We start from the raw sequence: 21850 nt of genomic DNA, 5'->3' as shown, positions 1-21850 counted from the left end.
GTCAGCCACCAGATTCCTACTCAGCGTCGAAATCGAACCTGGTGAGCAGAGCCTTGCGCTGCCGATCGCCGAGGCCACGAAGGCGACGGGTCGGAGCGATCTCCAGCTCGGTCATGATTTCCTGCGCCTTGACCTTGCCCACCTTGGGCAGGGCCTCGAGCAGTGCCGACACCTTCATCTTGCCGAGGATCTCGTTCTCTTCGGCATCCTTGAGGACCTGCTTCAGGTCGGTGCCGCCGCGCTTGAGGCGCTCCTTGAGCTCAGCCCTGGCCTTACGGGCTGCAGCCGCCTTCTCCAAAGCAGCGGCGCGCTGCTCATCAGTCAACTGGGGAAGGGCCACGGTTCCTCCGTCTCGTCGTGTGCAAATAGTCTTCTGCCACCGGTTAACCAGCAGCGATAGCGACCGTACTCACGCCGAGCGCCGATTGCGAACCCACCCCCCAGGTCAGCGCGTAATTCCGGTGGGTTATGCGAGTCCGTTCTCGACGTCGTCCCTGACCCGCTCCGCGGCCTCGCGAAGCGCGGAAACAGACGGCCCGTTCCGCAAAACGTCCCGAGAAGTGTTGGGCAGCAACAACTCTCGTGAATCGCGGAAAATCTCTGCCAGATCGGCCACGGTGGCGCCCTGTGCGCCCAGTCCGGGCGCAAGAATCGGCCCGGAAAATTCCGATAAATCCAATCCGTGTCCGCGTGTCGCGCCGACCACCAGGCCCACCGTGTCCCGGCCGTCCCGGTTCTGCGCCACTGCCGCGTCGACGATCGATTGCGCGACCGACACGCCCTTACCAGCAGAAACAGCCGACAGGTCGGCAGCGTCGAGCTGATCACCCAGCAACCGAGCCCCCTGCAACTGCCCACCCTCCGGATTGGAGGTACGGGCGAGCACGAAGAGCCCGCGGCCGTGCTCGGTCGCCAACTCGACAGCGGGCTCGAGCGCGCCGAACCCGAGATAGGGCGAGACCGTCACCGCGTCCGACGCCAGCGGCGCCTCCTCGCCCAGCCAGGCCTGCGAGTACGCCGCCATGGTGGAACCGATGTCGCCCCGCTTGGCATCGGCGATGACCAGCGTGCCCGCCGCGCGCACCACCGAGATGGTCCGCTCGAGCACCGCGTACCCGGCCGACCCGTAGGCCTCGAAGAAGGCCACCTGTGGCTTCACCAGCGCCACGTCGCCGACGAAGGCCTCCACGCATATCTCCGCGAAGGTCTCGACGCCCCCAGCGGTCTCTGGGAGCCCCCACGCCCGCAGCAGCGAAGGGTGCGGATCGATGCCCACACACAGCCGGCCCCGGTCCGCGATCGCGGACCGGAGCCGGCTGCCCCAGCTGTGCTGACTCACTTCTGTCCCGGCTCGCGCAGCGCCGCGTGCAGGTCCTGCAGCGAGCGCACACCGATATCGCCCCTGATACCGGCCTCGATGCCCTGGACCGCCGCCGAGGCGCCCTGGACGGTGGTGATGCACGGGATGTTCACCGACACCGCCGCGCTGCGGATCTCGTAGCCGTCCACGCGGGGACCCGAGTTGCCGTACGGGGTGTTGATCACCATGTCCACCTCCCCGGCCTTGATCTGGTCGACGATGGTGCGCGCGCCCTCCGGCAGGTCCTCGCCGGACTGCTTGTGCACCTCCTCGCAGGCGATGCCGTTACGCCGCAGCACGTCCGCGGTGCCCTCGGTGGCCAGGATCGTGAAGCCGAGGTCGGCGAGCCGCTTGACCGGGAAGATCAGCGACCGCTTGTCCTTGTTCGCGACCGAGACGAACACCACGCCGCTGGTGGGCAGCGAGCCGTAGGCGGCGGTCTGGCTCTTGGCGAACGCGGTACCGAAGTCCGCGTCGATGCCCATCACCTCGCCGGTGGACTTCATCTCCGGGCTCAGCAGGGTGTCGACGCCGGTGCCGTCCGCCTTGCGGAAGCGGTTGAACGGGAGCACCGCCTCCTTGACCGCGATCGGCGCGCCGGCCGGGGTGTTGCCGCCGTCCCCGGTGGCGGGCAGGACCCCGCTCGCGCGCAGGTCCGCGATGGACTCGCCGAGCATCACCCGGGCGCAGGCCTTCGCCAGCTGCACCGCCGTGGCCTTGGACACGAACGGCACCGTGCGGCTGGCGCGCGGGTTCGCCTCGAGGACGTAGAGGATGTCGTCCTTGAGCGCGTACTGCACGTTCAGCAGGCCCTTGACCCCGATGCCCTTGGCCAGTGCCTCGGTCGAACGCCGGACGTTCTCGAGGTCGGCCTTGCCGAGCGTGATGGGCGGCAGCGCGCAGGCCGAGTCGCCGGAGTGGATTCCGGCCTCCTCGATGTGCTCCATCACGCCGCCGAGGTACACCTCGGTGCCGTCGCACAGCGCGTCGACATCGATCTCGACCGCGTCTTCCAGGAACCGGTCCACCAGCACCGGGCGGTCGTCGGAGATCTCGGTGGCCCGAGAGATGTAGTCCTGCAGCGACTTCTCGTCGTACACGATCTCCATGCCGCGCCCACCGAGCACGTAGGAGGGGCGCACCAGCACCGGGTAGCCGATGCCGCCCGCGATCTCGCGGGCACCGTCGAACGTGGTGGCGGTGCCGAACTTCGGCGCGGGCAGGCCCGCCTCTGTGAGCACGCGGCCGAACTCGCCGCGATCCTCGGCGAGGTCGATGGCCTCGGGACTGGTGCCGACGATCGGGACGCCCGCGGCCTTGAGCCGCTTCGCCAGGCCGAGCGGGGTCTGGCCGCCGAGCTGGACGATGACGCCTGCGACCGTGCCCGACGCCGACTCGGCGCGGTAGACCTCGAGGACGTCCTCGAAGGTCAACGGCTCGAAGTACAGCCGGTCCGCGGTGTCGTAGTCCGTGGAGACCGTCTCCGGGTTGCAGTTGACCATGACGGTCTCGTAGCCGGCCTCGGAGAGCGTGAGCGCGGCGTGCACACAGGAGTAGTCGAACTCGATGCCCTGACCGATGCGGTTCGGGCCCGAGCCCAGGATCAGCACCTTGGGCCGCTCGGTCTGCGGCGCGACCTCGGACTCCGCCTCGGGATCGAGCTCGTAGGTGGAGTAGTGGTACGGCGTCTTGGCCTCGAACTCGGCCGCGCAGGTGTCGACGGTCTTGTAGACCGGGCGGATCTTGAACGCGTCGCGCAGTGTGCGGACCGCGTCCTCACCCTCCTGGCTGTCCCCACCGAGACCCGGGCGCAGCGAGGCGATCTGGCGGTCGGACAGGCCGTGGTACTTGGCCTGACGCAGCAGCGCCTCGTCGACGACCTCGGCCGCGCGGACCTGCTCCCCCAGCTCGTGGATCTGCTGGAACTGATCGAGGAACCACGGGTCGATCTTGGTGGCTTCGAAGAGCTGCTCGATGGTCGCGCCGAGCGCGAACGCCTTCTCGATGCCGTACATCCGGCCGTCCTGCGGCACGCTGAGGTCCGCGAGCAGGGCGTCCAGGTCGTCGACCTCGAGCTCGGGCCCGGTCCAGTAGCCGGCCCGCTTGGTCTCGAGCGACCGCATGACCTTGCCGAAGGCCTCGGTGAAGTTGCGGCCGATCGACATCGCCTCGCCGACCGACTTCATGGTGGTGGTCAGGGTGCCGTCGGCGCCGGGGAACTTCTCGAACGCGAAGCGGGGCGCCTTCACCACGACGTAGTCGAGGGTCGGCTCGAAGCAGGCCGGGGTCTCGCCGGTGATGTCGTTGACGATCTCGTCGAGGGTGTAGCCGATGGCCAGCTTCGCGGCCATCTTCGCGATCGGGTAGCCGGTCGCCTTCGACGCAAGCGCCGACGAGCGCGACACGCGGGGGTTCATCTCGATGACCACGAGGCGGCCATCGGTCGGGTCCATCGCGAACTGGATGTTGCAGCCACCGGTGTCGACGCCGACCTCGCGCAGGATGTCGATGGAGAGGTCGCGCATCTTCTGGTACTCGCGGTCGGTCAGCGTCATGGCCGGGGCCACGGTCACCGAGTCGCCGGTGTGCACGCCGACCGGGTCGACGTTCTCGATCGAGCAGATGATGACCACGTTGTCGCGGCCGTCGCGCATCAGCTCGAGCTCGTACTCCTTCCAGCCGAGGATGGACTCCTCGATGAGCACGTTCGCGGTGGGCGAGGCGGCAAGTCCGCCGCCCGCGATGCGGGTGAGGTCTTCCTCGTTGTACGCCATGCCGGAGCCGAGGCCGCCCATGGTGAACGAGGGCCGCACGACGACCGGGTAGCCGAGCTCGGCGACGGTGTCGTGGACTTCCTCCATCGTGAAGCAGACCCGCGAGCGCGCCGACTCGCCGCCGACCTTGGCGACGATGTCCTTGAACTTCTGCCGGTCCTCGCCGCGCTGGATGGCATCGAAGTCGGCGCCGATCAGCTCCACGTCGTACTTCTCGAGGATGCCCTGCTCGTGCAGCGCGACCGCGGTGTTCAGCGCCGTCTGGCCGCCGAGGGTGGCGAGCACCGCATCGATCTTGTGGCCCTGCTCGGCCTCGCGGGCGATGACCTTCTCGACGAACTCCGCGGTGATCGGCTCGACGTAGGTGGCGTCGGCGAACTCGGGGTCGGTCATGATCGTGGCCGGGTTGGAGTTGACCAGCGACACGCGCAGGCCCTCCTCACGCAGGACACGACACGCCTGGGTGCCCGAGTAGTCGAACTCGCAGGCCTGTCCGATGACGATCGGTCCGGAACCGATCACCAGGATGTGCTTGAGATCTGTGCGACGTGGCATTACTTCTTGACTCCCTCGAGCAGGCTGGTGAAGCGGTCGAACAGGTAGGCGGCGTCGTGCGGGCCCGCCGCGGCCTCGGGGTGGTACTGCACCGAGAAGGCCGAGTCGTCGAGCAGGCGGACGCCCTCGACGGCGCCGTCGTTGGCGCAGGTGTGACTGATCACGGCGCGGCCGAACGGGGTGTCGAACTCCTGGCCCGCCTCGCCCTCGAGCGCGAACCCGTGGTTCTGCGCGGTGATGGCGATCCGGCCGGTGCCGTGCTCGATCACCGGGATGTTGATGCCGCGGTGGCCGAACTTCATCTTGTAGGTGCTCAGACCGAGCGCGCGGCCGAGGATCTGGTTGCCGAAGCAGATGCCGAACAGCGGCAGGCCCTGGCCGAGCACCTCCTTGGTCAGGTGCACCGCGCCGTCGGCGGTGGCCGGGTCGCCAGGGCCGTTGGACAGGAACACTCCGTCCGCGCCGAGGTCGAGAATCTGCTCGAGGCTCGCGTTCGAGGGCAGCACGTGCACCCGGATGCCGCGCTGGGCGAACATCCGCGGGGTGTTGGTCTTGATGCCCAGGTCGATGGCCGCAACCGTGAACCGGGCCTCGCCGCCGACCGGCTCGATGATGTAGCCGTTGTCGGTGCTGACCTCGCCCGCGAGATCGGCGCCGAGCATCGACGGCTGGTCCTTGACGGCCTGCAGCATGGCGGCGTCGTCGGTCAGCGCCGCGCCGGAGAAGACCCCGGCCCGCATGGAACCGCGGGTGCGCAGGTGCCGGACCAGTGCCCTGGTGTCGATGCCCGCGATCCCGACGATGCCCTGGCGGACGAGCTCGTCCTGCAGCGACCCGGTGGCGCGCCAGCTCGAGGTGCGGCGCGCGGGATCGCGGACCACGTAGCCGGCCACCCAGATCTTGTTGGAGTCGCCGGAGGCCTGACGGCCAGCGCTCAGCGCCTCACCGTCCTCGCCGTTCCAGCCCGTGTTGCCGATCTGCGGGGCGGTGGCGACCACGATCTGGCGGTGGTAGCTCGGATCGGTGAGGGTCTCCTGGTAGCCGGTCATGCCGGTGCTGAAGACCGCCTCGCCGAGGGTCTGGCCGACCGCACCGAAGCTGGTGCCGCGGAAGATCCGCCCGTCCTCGAGGACCAGGGCCGCCGGTCCTGTGCCGCTCGCTGATTCAAAGCTGTCACTCACGCGTTCTCTCCGTTCACCCATGCCGGGTACACACTCTTGTCGTCTCCACGGAATCCGGTGTCGATCTCCGTTCCGGTGGGCAGCTCCCACCGGATCACCAGGACCCCGTCCTTGCTCATGACCTTGCCTGCGAGCCCGCGTTCGGTCCGGATCGCCCGGATCGAGGACTGCGGGATCCAGATCGCCGAGGCGCCGTCTCGTTCGAGCAGCACACCCTTCTCGTGCCTGCTGATATCGCCGGTCGCGCGGAAGCCGATGTCCCCGACCGCGATCCGGTCCTGCCAGCTGGGCGCGAGGGTGCTGCCCACGTACAGGCCGCTGCTCGGCGGGATCAGCTGCGCGCCCAGGTCGGCTGGCACCGCGGGCAGCTCGCCGATCGCGTCCGCCTGACGGCCGGCCCGCTTCTTCCAGCCCCGGTACATCAGCGCCACCATCAGCGCCCAGAACAGGAGGAAGCCGACGGTCAGCAGGATCCGGTCCGTGCTCATGCGCGCACCTTCCCGTCCAGGACGGTGACCCGGCCGCGCAGCAGGGTGGTGGTGACCCTGGCGCCGAACGTCATCGCGTCGAACGGGCTGTTCTGCGCGATCGACGCCAGTTCCGGTGCCCGCACCGTCCATTCGCGATCCGGGTCCACCAGCGTGAGATTGGCCGGCTCGCCGACCGCGATCGGTCGGCCCTGATCGCTCAGTCCGACGATCTCGGCGGGCCGCTCGCTCATCACCCGGGCCACGCCGCGCCAGTCCAGCAGGCCGGTCTCGACCATCGTCTGCACGACGATCGCCAGCGCCGTCTCCAACCCGAGCATGCCGGGCCTGGCGGCCGAGAACTCGCAGCACTTGTCCTGCTCGGCGTGCGGGGCGTGGTCGGTGGCGACGCAGTCGATGACGCCGTCGGCCAGGCCCTGTCGCAGCGCGGCGATGTCGCTGGGTTCGCGCAGCGGCGGGTTCACCCGGTTCACCGCGTCGTAGGTCTCCAGCCGGGAGTCGTCGAGCAGCAGGTGATGCGGGGTGACCTCAGCGGTGATCGAGATGCCCTGTCCGCGTGCCCACTTCATCAGCTCGACGGTGCCTGCGGTGGAGGCGTGGCAGATGTGCACGCGGGCACCTGCATCGCGGGCCAGCAGCGCGTCGCGGGCGACGATGGACTCCTCCGCGGCCCGGGGCCAGCCGGCCAGGCCGAGCCGGGCGGCGGTCGGACCCTCGTGCGCGACGGCACCGACGGTCAGCCGCGGCTCCTCGGCGTGCTGGGCGATGAGGACTCCGAGCGCGCTCGAGTACTCGAGTGCCCGGCGCATGATCAACGGGTCGTACACGCAGTGGCCGTCGTCGGAGAACATCTTGACCTTGCCGATGCCCGACGCCATGGTCGCCATCTCGGCGAGCTGCTTGCCCGCGAGCCCGACAGTGACCGCGCCGACCGGATGGACGTCGACCAGGCCGACCTCCTGTCCCCTGCGCCACACGTGGTCGGTGATCACGACTGAGTCGGCGACCGGGCTGGTGTTGGCCATCGCGAACACCGCGGTGTAGCCGCCGAGCGCCGCGGCGGACGACCCGGACTCGATGGTCTCGGTGTCCTCACGACCGGGTTCGCGCAGGTGCGTGTGCAGGTCGACGAAGCCGGGCAGCAGCACCTGGCCGGCCGCCTCGATGACCTCGGCGCCCTCGGGTGCGTCCAGTCCGGCGCCGATCCCGCGGATCTCACCGTCGGAGATCAGCACGTCCTGCGGCTCACCCTCGCCGTAGATGCGCGCCCCGCGGATCAGGATGTCACCGCGGGCGAAGCCTCGGGAAATGTCCTGGCTCACAGCGCCACACCTTCCTCAGTACCGACCAACAACCCGAACAGGACAGCCATGCGAATGTGAACTCCGTTCGTAACCTGCTGCAGCACTGCAGCTTTCGGTGAATCCGCGACCGCCGACGCGATCTCCATGCCGCGCAGCATGGGACCCGGGTGCAGCACAACGGCGTGTTCGGCGAGCATGCCCAGCCGCTTCTCGGACAGCCCGTAGGTGATCGAGTACTCGCGCGGCGACGGGAAGAACCCGCCGTTCATGCGCTCGGCCTGCACCCGCAGCATCAGCACCGCATCGACGCCGGGCAGCTCCGCGTCCAGCGAATGCGACACGGTCACCGGCCAGCTCGACACCCCCACCGGCAGCAGCGTGGGCGGCGCGACCAGCACGACCTCCGCGCCGAGCGTGGAGAGCAGGAAGGCGTTCGACCTGGCCACCCGGCTGTGCAGGATGTCGCCGACGATCGCGACCCGCTTGCCCGCGATGGAGCCGAGCCGCTGTCGCAGGGTCAGCGCGTCCAGCAGCGCCTGGGTGGGGTGCTCGTGCGTGCCGTCACCGGCGTTGATCACGGCCGGGCCGTCATCGCCGTCCGCGGTCCACTCCGCGATCCGGTGCGCCGCACCGGAGGCCGGGTGCCGCACGATCAACGCGTCCGCCCCCGCGGCCCTCAGGGTCATCGCGGTGTCCCGCAGCGACTCGCCCTTCGACACCGAGGAACTGCTGGCGCTGACGTTGATCACGTCGGCGCTCATCCACTTGCCCGCGACCTCGAAGGACACCCTGGTCCTGGTCGAGTTCTCGAAGAACACCGTCATCACGGTGCGCCCCCGCAGCGTCGGGAGCTTGCGGACCTCGCGGCCCAGGAGGGCCTGCTCGAATCGTTCGGCCTCGTCGAGCAGACCTGTCGCGCTCTCGAGGGTCAGATCCGAAACCGACAACAGATGCTTCACAGATTCGGCTCCCCGCTCGCCTTGTTCACGCCGCCGCTGAGCGTCACGCTGTCGACCCCGTCGTGTTCGACCAACTGCACCTTCACGTCCTCGGTGCGCGCGGTCGGCACGTTCTTGCCGACGAAATCGGCCCGCAGCGGCAGCTCCCGGTGGCCGCGGTCGACCAGGACCGCGAGCTGCACGGCCTTCGGCCTGCCCAGGTCACGGAGCGCGTCGAGCGCCGAGCGCACGGTCCGCCCGGAGAACAGCACGTCGTCGACGAGGACCACGAGCGCCTGGTCCACACCGCCTTCGGGCACCGAGGTGCGCTCGAGCGGACGGTGCGGCTTGGTCCGCAGATCGTCGCGGTAGAGGGTGATGTCGAGCGAGCCGGTCGGGGGGCGGACACCCGAGAACTCCTCGATCTTGTTCGCCAGGCGGTTGGCGAGGGTGGTGCCGCGCGTCGGGATACCGATCAACACCACTCGGGGCGGGTCGGTCTCGGCGTCGAGCGCGGTCTTCTCGATGATCTGGTGCGCGATCCGCGCGATCGTCCGACCAACGTCGGCAGAAGAGAGCAGCTCCCTGGTGACAGGGTGATCCTGGGCCGATGAATCGGCGGAGGATGGCTCGGGCGTGAGCAAGCTGGACCTCCTTCTCCGCCTCTCTGGACGGATCGTTAAAGGATGTCTGACGCCCGCCAGCCTATCAGCGCGGGGACCAGGAACCCGACGCGGTTCGGGGTGTGCTGAGCCACAGTCGAACCCCCGTTTCGACCGTTTCCCGGCCCGGACGACGAACGCCGCGGACCGTGATCGGTCCGCGGCGTTCGCGTGTCGTTCGGCGCCGGGTCAGGCGTCGGTGCCCGGCTCGGGCGTGGCCTCCGTGCGCTGCGAGGTGGCGGCCGCGGCGGCTCGCACCTGCGGCGCGACGAGCACCACCTGACCGAGTACCCCGTTGATGAATCCCGGCGAGTCGTCGGTGGACAGCTCCTTGGCCAGCTCCACGGCCTCGTCGACCGCCACCACAGGCGGCACGTCGGTGGCGTGGAAGAGCTCCCACACGGCGATCCGCAGGACCGCGCGGTCCACCGCGGGCAGACGCTCGAGTGTCCAGTCCTGCAGGTGGTCGGCGATGACCCGGTCAAGCCGGTCGAGGTTCTCCGCGACCCCGGTCACCAGGGTGACGGTGTAGGGGTTCACCGGGGCGACGGCGTCGTCCGTACGGGCGAGCTCGGCCCGCTCGGTGGCGAGATCGACCGGATCGAGGTCGCGCGCCTCCGCCTCGAAGAGGAAATCGACTGCGCGCTTACGGGCCTTGTGCCTGGCCCCGAGCTTCTTCTGACTACCGGACACGCTACGAAGTCACGCGGCCCAGGTAGTTGCCGTCCCGAGAGTCGATCTTGAGCTTGTCGCCGGTGTTGACGAACAGCGGGACCTGCACCTCGGCGTCCGTCTCCAGGATCGCGGGCTTGGTGCCACCGGTCGAACGGTCGCCCTGCAGGCCCGGATCGGTGTGCTTGACGACGAGCTCGACCGTGACCGGCAGCTCGACGAACAGCGGCGCGTCCTCATGGGTCGCGACCTGGACCTGCATGTTCTCCAGCAGGAAGCGCGCGCCGTCGCCGACGGTGGCCTCGCTGATCGAGATCTGGTCGTAGGTGTCGCCGTCCATGAATACGTAGTCGCTACCGTCGTGGTACAGGTACGTCATGTCGCGACGGTCGACGGTCGCCGTCTCCACCTTGACGCCCGCGTTGAAGGTCTTGTCCACGTTCTTGCCGGAGAGCACGTTCTTGAGCTTGGTCCGCACGAACGCGGGGCCCTTGCCCGGCTTCACGTGCTGGAACTCGATGATCTGCCAGAGCTGGCCCTCGATCTTCAGCACGAGCCCGTTCTTGAAATCACTGGTGTCAGCCACTTACTTCGCGTCTCCTTCAGACGATTACGAGATCTTTGGTGGTGAGGGTGAGGAGCTCGGGCTCCTGCTCGCGAACAACGAGCGTGTCCTCGATCCTGACGCCTCCGCGACCGGAGAAGTACACACCGGGCTCGACTGTTACCGCAGCACCGGCTAGCAGTGTACCGGTGCCGAGCTTGCCGATTCCCGGTGCTTCGTGGATCTCCAGCCCGACGCCGTGCCCGAGACCGTGCAGGAACAGCTCCCCGTAACCCGCGGCCTCGATCACCGACCGGGCCGCGGCGTCCACCGCGGCGACCTCCGTGCCCGGTGCGAGGGCGGCCCGGCCCGCGGCCTGCGCGGTCGCCACGAGCTCGTACACCTCGCGCTGCCAGTCCGCCGCCGCACCGAGCACGAACGTCCTGGTCATGTCCGAGTGGTACCCCTCGACCGTTGCCCCGAAGTCGAGCTTGACGAAGTCCCCTGCGGCCAGCGTGGCGTCGGTCGGACGGTGGTGCGGGATCGCCGAGTTCGCGCCCGCCGCGACGATCGTCTCGAACGAGATGCCGTCCGCACCGTGCTCGAGCATCAGGAACTCCAGTTCCCGTCCGACTTCCCGCTCGGTCCGGCCCGGGCGCAGTCCCCCGCGCTCGATCAGGACCGCGAGGGCGAGGTCGGCCGCCGCGCACGCTCGCCGCAGCAGCCCCACCTCGTGCTCGTCCTTGACCATGCGGAGCCGCTCCACCAGCCGCGGCGCCCGGATCATCTCGAGTGACGGAGCCAGCTCCTGCCAGGCGGCGAGCTCGTCCACGGTCACGACGTGGCTCTCGAACCCGAGCCGCACCGGGCCGGCATCGGTGTCGGCGCAGCGACCGATGAGGTGCCCTGCGCTGGAGCGGTCGATCACCGCCTCGAGGTCCGGCACCTGCTCGCCGACCTGGATCAGGTACCGGCCGTCGGTGCAGATGAGGGTCCGAGACTCGGCACCCGGTTCGTCGCGGGCGTCGACGACCAGCGCCGCATTCGACCCGGTGAACCCCGTGAGGTACCTGATGTTGAGCAGATCGGTCACCAGTAGCGCCTCGACGCCCCAGTCGGTGAGCAGTGTGCGCAGCGCGGCCCGGCGGGACCCGTGATCGACGGTCGACATGAGCCCAACCTACGGCAGCGTCCGGCCCCCGCGAGGGCCCTCGCGACGCCAGGTGTGGGTTAGGCCACAGGTCCCATTGAGCGGTCGTTACGCTGTCGGCATGAACTCGTGGCTTCTTCGTGGTCTGGGTATGGCGTCGGTGCATGTCGTGACGAGGGTGGTGCTCGGACTCGCGGTCACGCAGTGGCCCCTGCACGGATCGTCACTACGGTGGGTCTCGCTGGCGTTCGTGGTGCTGGTCGCACTGCTCTGGGGCGGTCTCGACGGCATCAGGGACGCGCGCACCGCGGTGGACGAGGAGTCGGGCGCGGACCTGACCATGATGTGGCTCAAGGCCGCCGCCGTCGCGGGCGTGCTGGCGGGCGCGGTGTCCTGGCTGATCGGCGTCACCACCGGCATCGCGCTCGGCGACAACACACTGTTCTTCGAGCTCACCTCCGGAGCCGCCTTCACCATCCTGCTCGTCTTCCTGCCCGCGATGCTCGCGGTGACGGTCGGACGCTTCCTGGTGCGGCGCGAGGCCCGCAAGTCCGGAGCGACCGCAGCCCCCGCCGCGGCAGGCGCCGCGGGCGCGTACGCGAGCGAACAGGACTACGACGTGGTCGAGGCCGCGGAGGAGAACTACGAGGCCTCCGAACACGGCACCGGCCAGGGTTACTACGAGACCGATCAGGGCTACTACGAGAACGACCAGGCCGGCAGGCAGCAGGCCGACGACCAGACCTCGGGCGGCGGTCGCCACTACGTCGACGACGCCCCCACCGAGGTCTTCGAGGCGATCAAGCCCGAGAACGGCAAGTAACGCAGCTCCACTGCCCGTGCGCGGGTCTCACCCCGATCGGGGTGAGACCCGCGCACGGGCGCGCAGCGCTATCTCTCGGCGAGGAACCTCAGCGCGAGCGGGTATCCCGCGACGCCGCACCCGACGATGACGCCGGTCGCGATCGCGCTCAGGTACGAGTGATGCCGGAAGTCCTCGCGGGCGTGCACGTTCGAGATGTGCACCTCGACCAGTCCCGCCTCCAGCTCGGCGCAGGCGTCCCGCAGCGCGATCGAGGTGTGGGTGAGCGCTCCTGCATTGAGCACCACCGGTTCACCCGCGTCGGCGGCATCGTGGATCCAGCCGAGCAGCTCGGCCTCGCTGTCGGACTGGCGGACGGTCACCTCGATGCCCAGCTCCACCGCGGTCGCCTCGCAGAGCGCGACCAGATCGGCGTACGTGGTTGCGCCGTACACCTCGGGCTGCCGCTTGCCGAGCCGTCCGAGGTTCGGTCCGTTGAGGACCTGCACCCTCACAGCAGCACCGTGCCGCCGGTGCCCGGCTGGTCCTCGCGGGCCACCGCGGAGTAGGCGGCCGCGAGCAGCGTCGGGTCCGGGCCCTCGAGCCGTCCCGGCTTCGCCAGCCCGTCCAGGACGACGAACCGCAGCATGCCCGCCCGGTTCTTCTTGTCCGTCTGCATGCCCTTGACCAGGTCCGCGAAGGCGGACGCATCGTAGGTGGTGGGCAGGCCGACGCTCTCGAGGATGGTCCGGTGCCGTTCCGCGGTGGCGTCGTCGAGCCGGCCGGCGAGCCGGCCCAGCTCGGCGGCGAACACGAGGCCGACCGACACCGCCGCACCGTGGCGCCAGCGGTACTTCTCGCGGCGCTCGATCGCGTGGCCGAGGGTGTGTCCGTAGTTGAGGATCTCGCGCAGGTCCGACTCCTTGAGGTCGGCGGCGACGACCTTCGCCTTCACCTCAACGGACCGGCGGATCAGCTCGGGCAGCACCTCGCCGGTCGGGTCGAGGGCCGCCTCGGGGTCCCGCTCGATGAGGTCGAGGATCGTCGGGTCCGCGATGAACCCGGTCTTGATCACCTCGGCCATGCCGGCGACGATCTCGTTACGCGGCACCGTCTCCAGGGTCGCCAGGTCGATCAGCACCGCGGACGGCTCGTGGAACGAGCCGACCAGGTTCTTGCCCGCATCGGTGTTGATGCCGGTCTTGCCGCCGACGGCCGCGTCCACCATCGCGAGCAGCGTGGTGGGCACGTGCACGATCCGCACGCCGCGCATCCAGGTGGCCGCGACGAACCCGGCCAGGTCGGTGGCCGCGCCGCCGCCGAGGCTCACCACGGCGTCGCTGCGGGTCAGCCCGATGCGGCCGAGCACCTCCCAGCAGAAGCCCGCGACGGCGAGGTCCTTGCCGTCCTCCGCGTCCGGGATCTCGACGCGATGGGCGTCGATGCCCTTCGCCGCCAACGCGGCGCGCACCGCCTCCGCGGTCTGCGCGAGCGGCGGCTGGTGGAAGATCGCGACGGTCCTCGTGCCGATCAGTTCGTCCACCAGTTCACCGAGCAGTCCACGGCCGATGATCACCGGGTAGGGACTGGCGGTCTTGACCTCGACGCGTACGGGTTCGGTCACTGTCTGCTTCTCCGCTTCTGTGCGCTGCTGCTGTATCGCTTCTGCCTGGGTGCTGCCACCGCTCTACCCCAGTTTGGAGACGAGCTGCTGCACCACGCGGGCCGGACTGCGCCCGTCGGTGCGGACCCGGATTGTGGCCACCTTCCGGTACAGCGGTCGCCGCCGCCGCATCAGGTCCCGGTACTTCTGGCGTGGATCGCCACCGTTGAGGAGGGGCCGGGAGGTGTTGGTCCCGGTCCGCTTGAGGCCCTCGGCCACGCTGATCTCCAGGTAGACGACCGTGTGGCCGACCAGCCGGGCGCGGGTGGTATCGGACAGGATCGCGCCACCGCCGAGCGAGACGATGCCCGCCTGCTCGGCCAGCGCGCGCCGGACCATGTCCTCCTCCAGCGCGCGAAACGCCGGTTCCCCGTCCTGCGCGAAGATCTCCGGGATGGACTTGCCCGCTTCGCGCTCGATGGCGGCGTCGGTGTCGAAGATCTCGACGTCCAACGCCCGCGCCAGTCGTTTCCCGATGGTGGACTTACCGGCGCCCGGCGGTCCGATCAGGACTGCCCGTGGAGTCACCTCGACAGGCGTTCCCGGACCGAGGCGAGGTATCCGCCGATATTGCGCATCGTCTCGTCGACCGAGTCGCCGCCGAACTTCTCGAGCGCGGCCTGCGCGACCACCAGGGCCACCATCGACTCCGCGACGACGCCCGCGGCGGGGACCGCACACACATCGCTGCGCTGATGGATGGCGACGGCCTCCTCGCCGGTGGACATGTCGACGGTCGCGAGTGCCCGCGGCACGGTGGAGATCGGCTTCATCGCCGCCCGGACCCGCAGCGCCTCGCCGTTGGTCATACCGCCCTCGAGGCCGCCTGCGCGGTTGGTCGACCGCAGCACGCCGTCCGGGCCGGGCCGCATCTCGTCGTGCGCGGCGCTGCCCCGGCGGCGGGAGGTCTCGAAGCCGTCGCCGACCTCGACACCCTTGATGGCCTGAATGCCCATCAGCGCGGCGGCGAGTCGCGAATCGAGCCGGTTCTCACCGCTGATGAACGACCCCAGCCCGACGGGCAGGCCGTGCACGATCACCTCGACGACACCACCGAGGGTGTCGCCGTCCCGCTTGGCCGCGTCGATCTCCGCGATCATCGCGGCCTCCGCCTCGGCGCCGAAGGCGCGCACCGGGCTGGCGTCGATGTCCGCGAGGTCGTCGGGTCCGGGGACCGGTGAGTCGGCGGGGCCGGAGGCGGTGCCGATGGAGATCACATGGGAGATCACCTCGACGCCGAAGACCTGACGCAGGAAAGCGCGGGCCACGGTTCCTGCCGCGACGCGGGCCGCGGTCTCGCGGGCGCTGGCCCGCTCCAGGACGGGACGGGCGTCGTCGAATCCGTACTTGAGCATGCCGGAGTAGTCGGCGTGGCCCGGGCGCGGACGGGTCAGCGGTGCGTTGCGCGCGAGGTCCTTGAGAAGCGCCTCGTCCACCGGGTCGGAGGACATGACCGTCTCCCACTTGGGCCACTCGCTGTTCGCGACCTCGATGGCGATGGGGCCGCCCATCGTGCGACCGTGCCGGACGCCGCCGACCATCGTCACGACGTCCTTCTCGAAGCTCATGCGGGCACCGCGGCCGTAGCCGAGGCGACGGCGGGCGAGTTGGGACGCAATGTCCTCGGAGGTCACCTCGACCCCGGCGACCATCCCATCCAGGAGGGCGACGAGGGCGGGACCATGGGATTCTCCGGCAGTTATCCAGCGCAGCACGCCGCCCATCTTTTCACGAAACGTAGGCGTCAACGCACACCGGCCCGGTCCCCGGCTAGCCGCCCACGGCCAGGCTCAACGCCAGCAGCGTCGACAGGCACATCGACGGCCCGTGCGCGAGCGTGCGGCCGCCCCGCCCGAGGGCAAGGGCACACCCGCCGACCAGGGCCGTCAGCGCCACCGCACCGACCGCCGCCGCCAGCCACGCCTTGGCGCCCACCGCACCCGCAGCGGCGCCGAGCCCAAGGGCCAGCTTCACGTCACCGCCGCCCATCGCGGCCGGGGAGGCCAGGTGTACGACGAGGTAGAGACCGGCCAGCATCGCCGCCCCCACCAGGGCCGCCATCCCCCGGCCCACCAGCACCGAGACCAGGAACACCGCGCAGGCGCCCGGCAGGGTGAGCTCGTTCGGCAGCCTGCGCTCCCCCAGGTCGACAACGGACAGGCAGACACACCACCAGAGCAACGCGCAGGCCGCGGCGGCCGTCAGCGGCGGGCAGGCGAGTCCGGCCGCGACGAAGCCGACGATGAGGACCGCGACCCACCAGCGCGGCATCGCCGCGGTGAAACGACGCAGGAACCGCCGCGTCGCGACGCCGGTGAGCAGTCCCGCCAGGCCGAGCAATCCGATTCCCATGCCCCGACGCTGCCACCGTAGGGCGCCTGGACAGGCCCCACGAGTGTCGATTCCGACCGTGCTGGGGATGGATCCGGAGCTGTGGAGAAATGTCGCGTCAGCGCGCGACCGCGGCCGCCATCTCCCCGCGCGGGGCGGGGCGGCCGGTGAACTGCTCGACCTGACCGAACGCCTGGTTGAGCAGCATCCGCAGGCCGTCGACCACGGTCCCGCCCGCGGCCTGGACCGCCGCGGCGAGCGGGGTCGGCCACGGATCGTAGATGGCGTCGAAGACCACCGGCGCCTGCGCGACCGCGTCGGCGAACGGCGCGATCGCGTCCGCGGGCACGGTACTGACCACCGTCGCCGCGTCGGCACACGCGGCGGCCAGCGCATCGGTGTCGAAGCCGAGGTGGCGGGCCCGCAGGCCCATCTCCGACGCGCAGGCCACCGAGGCCGCCGCCCGGTCTGCCGAGCGGGCGACGACGGTCACCGCGTCGACACCGAGGTCCGCCAGCGCGCGCAGCGCCGGCCGCGAGGTCCCGCCCGCGCCGATCACCACCGCGCTCGCGCCGCCCAGATCGGTGACCCCGACCTCTGCGAGTGCGCCGGTCACGCCGTCCACGTCGGTGCAGTCCGCCCGCCAGCCGCCCTGCACCCGGACCAGGGTGTTGGCCGAGCCGACCTGTACCGCGCGCTCGGTGCGTTCGGTCGCGTACTCGAGGGCGGCGACCTTGCCGGGCATGGTCACCGAGAGCCCGACCCATTCCGGGCCCAGCCCGTCGACGAGCCCGGGCAGCTGCTCGCCGGTGCACTCGATCCGGTCGTAGGTCCAGCCGGTCAGGCCGAGGGCGCGGTACGCCGCCAGGTGCAGCAGCGGCGACTTGGAGTGTCCGATCGGCTTGCCAAGGACCGCGGCCTTGCGTGGCAGGTCAGCGCCCACTGTCGAGGATCCCGCTCGCCAGCGCCTTCTTGCTGTTCTCCAGGTGCTCGGTGTAGCTCTTGGTGAACAGCGTGGTGCCCTTGTTGTCGATCGTGACGAAGTACAGCCAGTCGCCCGCGGGTGCCTTCTCCACGGCCTCCACGGCGCCGATGCTCGGCGACGAGATCGGGGTCGCGGGCAGTCCGTCCATCGCGTAGGTGTTCCACGGGGTGACCTTCGCGCGGTCGCCGTCGGTGGTCGCGAGCTCGGTGGTGTCGAGCGCGTAGTTGACCGTCGAGTCCAGCTCGAGGCGCTGTGGCGCGGCGAGCCGGTTGACGATCACGCGCGCGACCTTGCCGAAGTCGTCCGGCAGCGACTCCCGTTCCACCAGCGACGCCGCGACGAGCAGGTCGTAGGGACTCAGCCCGACGGCGTTCCCCGCGCGGTCGATGCCGGTGGCCTCGTACTTGGCCGCGCTCCCGCTGACGAGGGTGGTCAGGATCTCCGCCGCCGACTCCCTCGGGTCGAAGTCCCACTTACCCGCGGCGATCAGGCCCTCGAGCTGCCGGGTTCGGTCCGGAACCGACTTGACCCGAGCGGCGGCCCAGTCGGGCACACCGAGCGCGGCGAGGTTCGGATTGGCGCCCGCCTCCTTGAGCTCGTCGACGCTCACGCACTTCTGCTGACCCGATGCGGTCGGCAGGCAGCTCGCCTCCGAGATGAGGGTGTAGATACCGCGCTTGGTCGCGCCGGTGTTCACGTCCTTGGTGTCGTGCAGCTGACGACCCTCGGAGATCACCAGTGCACCCACGCGGGAGTTCGGATCGACAAGCCCCGCGACGGCCTGCGCGGCCGGCACCTGGGACTTGAGGTTGTAGAAGCCGGGCTGCACCGACGTCATGGAATCGTTCAGGACGGCCGCGTTGAAGAACGCGGACGCGCTCGCCACGACGTCCTTCTCGACCATCTCGCTCGCGATCTGGTCGGCGGTGTCACCGGGGTGCACCTGCACGACGACATCGGGCCCTGACTGACCCGCCTCGTAGTCCTCGGGCACGTCGATGCCGCCGAGGAGCTTCTTGCCGCCGACGTAGCCGACACCCACGATCAGCGCGAGGGCGCCGAGTCCGGCGATCGCGACCACGACCTTGCCCCTGCCCTTGCGTCCCGCGGCGCGCTCCCGTGCGCGACGCACTTCCGCGCGAGTCGGCTGCAACTCGGGCCCTCTCGACCGGGTATCGGTCACTCGCCGTCCTCCATCTGTGAGGGCAGGGCCTGCTCCGAGTGCAGTTCCCTGCTGCGCTGGTCCAACCATCCTTGCAAGATCGCCACGGCCGCGGCCTGGTCGATCACAGACCGCTGCCCCTTCGCCTTGACCCCGCTCTCGCGAAGGGCCCTGGACGCGGTCACCGTCGTGAAGCGTTCGTCGGTCATGCGAACCGGGATGGGCGCCAACCGATCCCGGAGCTGCGCGGCGAACTTCGAGGCGAGTCCGGCCGCGGTTCCGCTCTCCCCCCTCAGGGTTCGCGGTAATCCGACGATAACCTCGACGGCCTCGTATTCCGCGACAATCGCGGCGAGTCGCTCGATGTCCGACCGGTCGGCGCGGGACTTGGCCCGCGCCACGGTCTCCACCGGCGTGGCCAGGATCCCGTCCGGATCGCTGGCGGCGACACCGATCCGGACGCTGCCCACATCGACCCCGATCCGGCGACCCCGCCCCTGGTCGCCGGGCTGATCGGCCTCGCTCACCCGGCGATCTCGGCGACGCGGGCGCGCACTGCCGAGAGCGCGGCGGGGATGCCCGACGCGTCGCTGCCCGAACCCTGGGCCATCTCCGGCTTGCCGCCGCCGCGGCCGCCGATGCTCGGACCGAACGCGGCCACCAGGTCGCCGGCCTTGACGCCGAGGTCCTGCGCGGCCTTGTTGGCGCTCACCACGAACGGCACCTTGCCGTCGGCGGATCCGATCAGGACCACCACGGCGGGCTCGGTCCCGAACCGGCCGCGCACATCGGTGGTGAGGGTGCGCAGGTCGTTGCCCGCGACGCCGTCGGGGGCCTGCTCGGCGACCAGCAGCAGCCCGCCGATCCGCTCGGCCCGCTCCACGAACGCGCCCGCGCCTGCCAGCACCGCGGCCGCCTTGGTCTGCTCGAGTTCCTTCTCGGCCACCTTGAGCCGCTCCACCAGCTGCTCCACGCGCCCTGGCACCTCCTCGGAGGGCACCTTCAGCGCCGTCGCGACACCAGCGAGCAGCGCGCGTTCCTTGGCCAGGTACCGGTACGAGTCGAGGCCGACGAAGGCCTCCACGCGCCGGATGCCGGAGCCGACGGAGGACTCACCGAGCAGCGTGACCGGCCCGATCTGCGAGGAGTGCGCGACGTGGGTGCCGCCGCACAGCTCCATCGAGAACGGTCCGCCGATCTCGACCACCCGGACCTCGTCGCCGTAGTTCTCGCCGAACAGCGCCATCGCGCCCATCGACTTGGCCTTGGCCAGGTCGGTGACGAACGTGTTGACCGGGTGGTTGGCGGTGACGGCCTCGTTGGCGACGGCCTCGATGTCGTTGCGCTGGGCCTCCGACAGCTGGCCCTGCCACGAGAAGTCGAACCGCAGGTAGCCGGGCTTGTTCAGCGATCCGGCCTGAACGGCGTTGGGGCCCAGCACCTGTCGCAGCGCGGCGTGCACCATGTGGGTACCGGAGTGACCCTGGGTCGCGCCCGCCCGCCAGTTGGCGTCGACCTGCGCGAGGATGGCGTCACCCTCGGTGATCTGGCCCTCCTCGACGGTGACCTTGTGCACCCACAGCTTCTTCGCGATCTTCTGCACGTCGCGCACCCGCACCCGCAGCCCGGGTCCGGTGATCACGCCGATGTCGGCGATCTGGCCGCCCGCCTCCGCGTAGAGCGGGCTGCGGTCGAGGATGACCTCGACGTCCTGGCCCACGGTCGCGGTGGGGATCCGGACGCCGTCGGAGATCAGCGCCAGCACGGTGGCCTCCGAGGTCAGCTCGGCGAAGCCGGTGAACTCGGTCTCGCCGCGGTCGACGAACTCCTTGTAGACGGTGAGGTCGGCGTGCGACTGCTTGCGCGCCCGCGCGTCGTCCTTCGCCCGCTGCCGCTGCTCGGCCATCAGGGCGCGGAAGCCGTCCTCGTCGACGGACAGGCCTGCCTCGGACGCCATCTCCAGGGTCAGGTCGATCGGGAACCCGTAGGTGTCGTGCAGGGCGAAGGCCTCGCTGCCCGCGATCACCTTCTTGCCCGCGGTCTTGACCTCATCGGCCGCCGTCTCGAACAGCTTCTCGCCGGAGACCAGGGTGCGACGGAACGCCGCCTCCTCGCCGACCGCGACAGTGAGGATCCGCTCGAAGTCGGTGTCGAGTACCGGGTAGGACGGCGCCATGGTGTCGCGCACGACCGTGATGAACTCGCGCATGCTCGGCTGCTCGGCGCCGAGCAGCTTGGCGGAGCGGACGATGCGGCGCAGCAGGCGGCGCAGCACGTAGCCGCGGCCGTCGTTGCCGGGGTTGACGCCGTCGCCGATCAGCATCGCAGCGGTGCGCGCGTGGTCGGCGATGACACGAAAGCGGACGTCGTCCTCGTGGCTGCCCGCTCCATATGGGCGCCCGGTGAGTTCCTCGGCCTTGGCGATGACCGGTCGCACCAGGTCGGTCTCGTAGACGTTGTCGACGCCCTGCAGGACCAGAGCAACCCGCTCGACGCCCATGCCGGTGTCGATGTTCTTCTTCGGGAGCACGCCGACCGGCTGGTGACCGAGCTTCGGGCTCAGCTCACCGCGAACGTCCTGCATGAACACGAGGTTCCAGATCTCGAGGTAGCGGTCCTCGTCCACGATCGGTCCGCCCTCCTTGCCGAACTCGGGGCCGCGGTCGTAGTAGATCTCCGAGCACGGTCCGCCAGGGCCGGGCACACCCATGTCCCAGTAGTTGTCCTTGCCGTCGCGGAACTGGATGCGCTCCTCGGGGATTCCGGCGACGCGACGCCAGATCTCCGCCGCCTCGGGATCCTTCTCGTAGGCGGTCACCCAGATGCGCTCGGGGTCGATTCCGTATCCGCCCTGGTCCAGCGGCTTGGTGATCAGCTCCCAGGCGAGCGTGATGGCGCCCTCCTTGAAGTAGTCGCCGAACGAGAAGTTGCCCGCCATCTGGAAGAAGGTGTTGTGGCGGGTGGTGACACCGACCTCCTCGATGTCGCCGGTGCGCACACACTTCTGCACGCTCGTCGCGCGCTGGTACGGCGGGGCTTGCTGGCCGAGGAAGAACGGCTTGAACTGCACCATGCCGGCGTTGACGAACAACAGGTTCGGGTCGTCGAAGATCAACGACGCACTGGCCACCTCGGTGTGACCCGCCTTGACGAAGTGGTCGAGGAATCGCCTGCGGATCTCGTGGGTCTGCACTAACCGGTCCTTACTTCATGGGCATACGTCATGGGCATCTGGAGATGAATATCCAGCTTAACGTGCCGAGGATGACGGGGTGCGCA

At 69.8% G+C, this 21850-nt stretch carries 20 protein-coding genes and 1 pseudogene; 1 reads left to right on the top strand and 20 read right to left on the bottom strand.

All coding sequences use genetic code 11. From position 1 onward, the window contains the following. Positions 1 to 16: 16 nt before the first annotated feature. From mihF to JOE46_RS03590, 11 genes are all read right to left on the bottom strand, one after another. On the bottom strand, positions 17 to 340 hold the full coding sequence (gene mihF / locus JOE46_RS03640; protein ID WP_027499670.1) for an integration host factor, actinobacterial type: 324 nt from the start codon (positions 338 to 340) through the stop codon (positions 17 to 19). 126 nt (positions 341 to 466) lie between these two features. Further along, positions 467 to 1339, bottom strand: coding sequence for an orotidine-5'-phosphate decarboxylase (pyrF, locus tag JOE46_RS03635; protein ID WP_209926263.1), 873 nt, complete (start codon positions 1337 to 1339; stop codon positions 467 to 469). Continuing rightward, positions 1336 to 4689: a carbamoyl-phosphate synthase large subunit gene (carB, locus tag JOE46_RS03630; RefSeq protein ID WP_097209896.1), complete on the bottom strand. Its 3354-nt coding sequence runs from the start codon at positions 4687 to 4689 to the stop codon at positions 1336 to 1338. The genes pyrF and carB overlap by 4 nt, the downstream gene beginning before the upstream one ends. After that, complete coding sequence (gene carA, locus JOE46_RS03625; protein ID WP_269590049.1) at positions 4689 to 5870, bottom strand: glutamine-hydrolyzing carbamoyl-phosphate synthase small subunit; 1182 nt, start codon at positions 5868 to 5870, stop codon at positions 4689 to 4691. Before carA ends, carB begins: the two co-directional genes overlap by 1 nt. Further along, complete coding sequence (locus JOE46_RS03620) at positions 5867 to 6358, bottom strand: transporter (RefSeq protein WP_097209897.1); 492 nt, start codon at positions 6356 to 6358, stop codon at positions 5867 to 5869. Before JOE46_RS03620 ends, carA begins: the two co-directional genes overlap by 4 nt. Beyond that, positions 6355 to 7680 (bottom strand): dihydroorotase, encoded by a 1326-nt coding sequence (locus JOE46_RS03615; RefSeq protein WP_307861247.1) that lies wholly within the window; start codon positions 7678 to 7680, stop codon positions 6355 to 6357. Before JOE46_RS03615 ends, JOE46_RS03620 begins: the two co-directional genes overlap by 4 nt. Beyond that, the gene (locus tag JOE46_RS03610; protein ID WP_077041500.1) at positions 7677 to 8621 is read right to left on the bottom strand and encodes an aspartate carbamoyltransferase catalytic subunit; all 945 of its coding nucleotides are present in this window, start codon (positions 8619 to 8621) and stop codon (positions 7677 to 7679) included. Before JOE46_RS03610 ends, JOE46_RS03615 begins: the two co-directional genes overlap by 4 nt. Further along, positions 8618 to 9244 carry a bifunctional pyr operon transcriptional regulator/uracil phosphoribosyltransferase PyrR gene (gene pyrR, locus JOE46_RS03605; protein WP_097209898.1) on the bottom strand — a complete coding sequence of 209 codons (627 nt, stop codon included), beginning with the start codon at positions 9242 to 9244 and terminating at the stop codon, positions 8618 to 8620. Before pyrR ends, JOE46_RS03610 begins: the two co-directional genes overlap by 4 nt. A 207-nt stretch (positions 9245 to 9451) precedes the next feature. Beyond that, positions 9452 to 9955, bottom strand: a complete 504-nt coding sequence (gene nusB / locus JOE46_RS03600; protein ID WP_097209899.1) for a transcription antitermination factor NusB — start codon at positions 9953 to 9955, stop codon at positions 9452 to 9454. Between the two features lies 1 nt (position 9956). Then, complete coding sequence (gene efp / locus JOE46_RS03595; protein WP_077041498.1) at positions 9957 to 10520, bottom strand: elongation factor P; 564 nt, start codon at positions 10518 to 10520, stop codon at positions 9957 to 9959. A gap of 16 nt (positions 10521 to 10536) precedes the next feature. After that, entirely contained in the window at positions 10537 to 11649 is a 1113-nt protein-coding gene (locus tag JOE46_RS03590; RefSeq protein WP_209926261.1) for a Xaa-Pro peptidase family protein, read from the bottom strand. 100 nt (positions 11650 to 11749) lie between these two features. On the opposite strand from JOE46_RS03590, the gene JOE46_RS03585 reads away from it, so the two are divergent. Then, positions 11750 to 12451, top strand: coding sequence for a B-4DMT family transporter (locus JOE46_RS03585; RefSeq protein WP_209926260.1), 702 nt, complete (start codon positions 11750 to 11752; stop codon positions 12449 to 12451). A gap of 68 nt (positions 12452 to 12519) precedes the next feature. On the opposite strand, the gene aroQ is transcribed toward JOE46_RS03585, so the two are convergent. From aroQ to alaS, 9 genes and pseudogenes are all read right to left on the bottom strand, one after another. Then, entirely contained in the window at positions 12520 to 12945 is a 426-nt protein-coding gene (aroQ, locus tag JOE46_RS03580) for a type II 3-dehydroquinate dehydratase (protein WP_097209902.1), read from the bottom strand. Further along, complete coding sequence (gene aroB / locus JOE46_RS03575; RefSeq protein WP_179800411.1) at positions 12942 to 14054, bottom strand: 3-dehydroquinate synthase; 1113 nt, start codon at positions 14052 to 14054, stop codon at positions 12942 to 12944. The genes aroQ and aroB overlap by 4 nt, the downstream gene beginning before the upstream one ends. Positions 14055 to 14117: 63 nt before the next feature. After that, a complete protein-coding gene (locus JOE46_RS03570) occupies positions 14118 to 14621 on the bottom strand; it encodes a shikimate kinase (RefSeq protein ID WP_209926258.1) in 504 nt (167 codons plus the stop codon). Then, positions 14618 to 15817 carry a chorismate synthase gene (aroC, locus tag JOE46_RS03565; RefSeq protein ID WP_179800413.1) on the bottom strand — a complete coding sequence of 400 codons (1200 nt, stop codon included), beginning with the start codon at positions 15815 to 15817 and terminating at the stop codon, positions 14618 to 14620. Before aroC ends, JOE46_RS03570 begins: the two co-directional genes overlap by 4 nt. Before the next feature lie 46 nt (positions 15818 to 15863). Beyond that, the gene (locus JOE46_RS03560) at positions 15864 to 16445 is read right to left on the bottom strand and encodes a prepilin peptidase (RefSeq protein WP_245220915.1); all 582 of its coding nucleotides are present in this window, start codon (positions 16443 to 16445) and stop codon (positions 15864 to 15866) included. Between the two features lie 97 nt (positions 16446 to 16542). After that, positions 16543 to 17367 (bottom strand): shikimate dehydrogenase, encoded by an 825-nt coding sequence (locus tag JOE46_RS03555; protein ID WP_209926257.1) that lies wholly within the window; start codon positions 17365 to 17367, stop codon positions 16543 to 16545. Next, positions 17357 to 18565 (bottom strand): annotated as a pseudogene (mltG, locus tag JOE46_RS03550) (endolytic transglycosylase MltG); the annotation flags it as partial. The pseudogene mltG and the gene JOE46_RS03555, both read right to left, overlap by 11 nt. A gap of 23 nt (positions 18566 to 18588) precedes the next feature. After that, the gene (ruvX, locus tag JOE46_RS03545) at positions 18589 to 19098 is read right to left on the bottom strand and encodes a Holliday junction resolvase RuvX (protein WP_097209905.1); all 510 of its coding nucleotides are present in this window, start codon (positions 19096 to 19098) and stop codon (positions 18589 to 18591) included. Next, a complete protein-coding gene (alaS, locus tag JOE46_RS03540) occupies positions 19095 to 21764 on the bottom strand; it encodes an alanine--tRNA ligase (RefSeq protein WP_209926253.1) in 2670 nt (889 codons plus the stop codon). Before alaS ends, ruvX begins: the two co-directional genes overlap by 4 nt. Positions 21765 to 21850 lie beyond the last annotated feature (86 nt).

Source organism: Rhodococcus sp. PvR099, assembly GCF_017833315.1.
In the GTDB taxonomy this organism is placed as follows: Bacteria; Actinomycetota; Actinomycetes; order Mycobacteriales; family Mycobacteriaceae; genus Rhodococcus_G; species Rhodococcus_G oryzae.
Note: the sequence above shows the minus strand (reverse complement) of the source record. Positions and strands in the feature narration are given on the sequence as shown.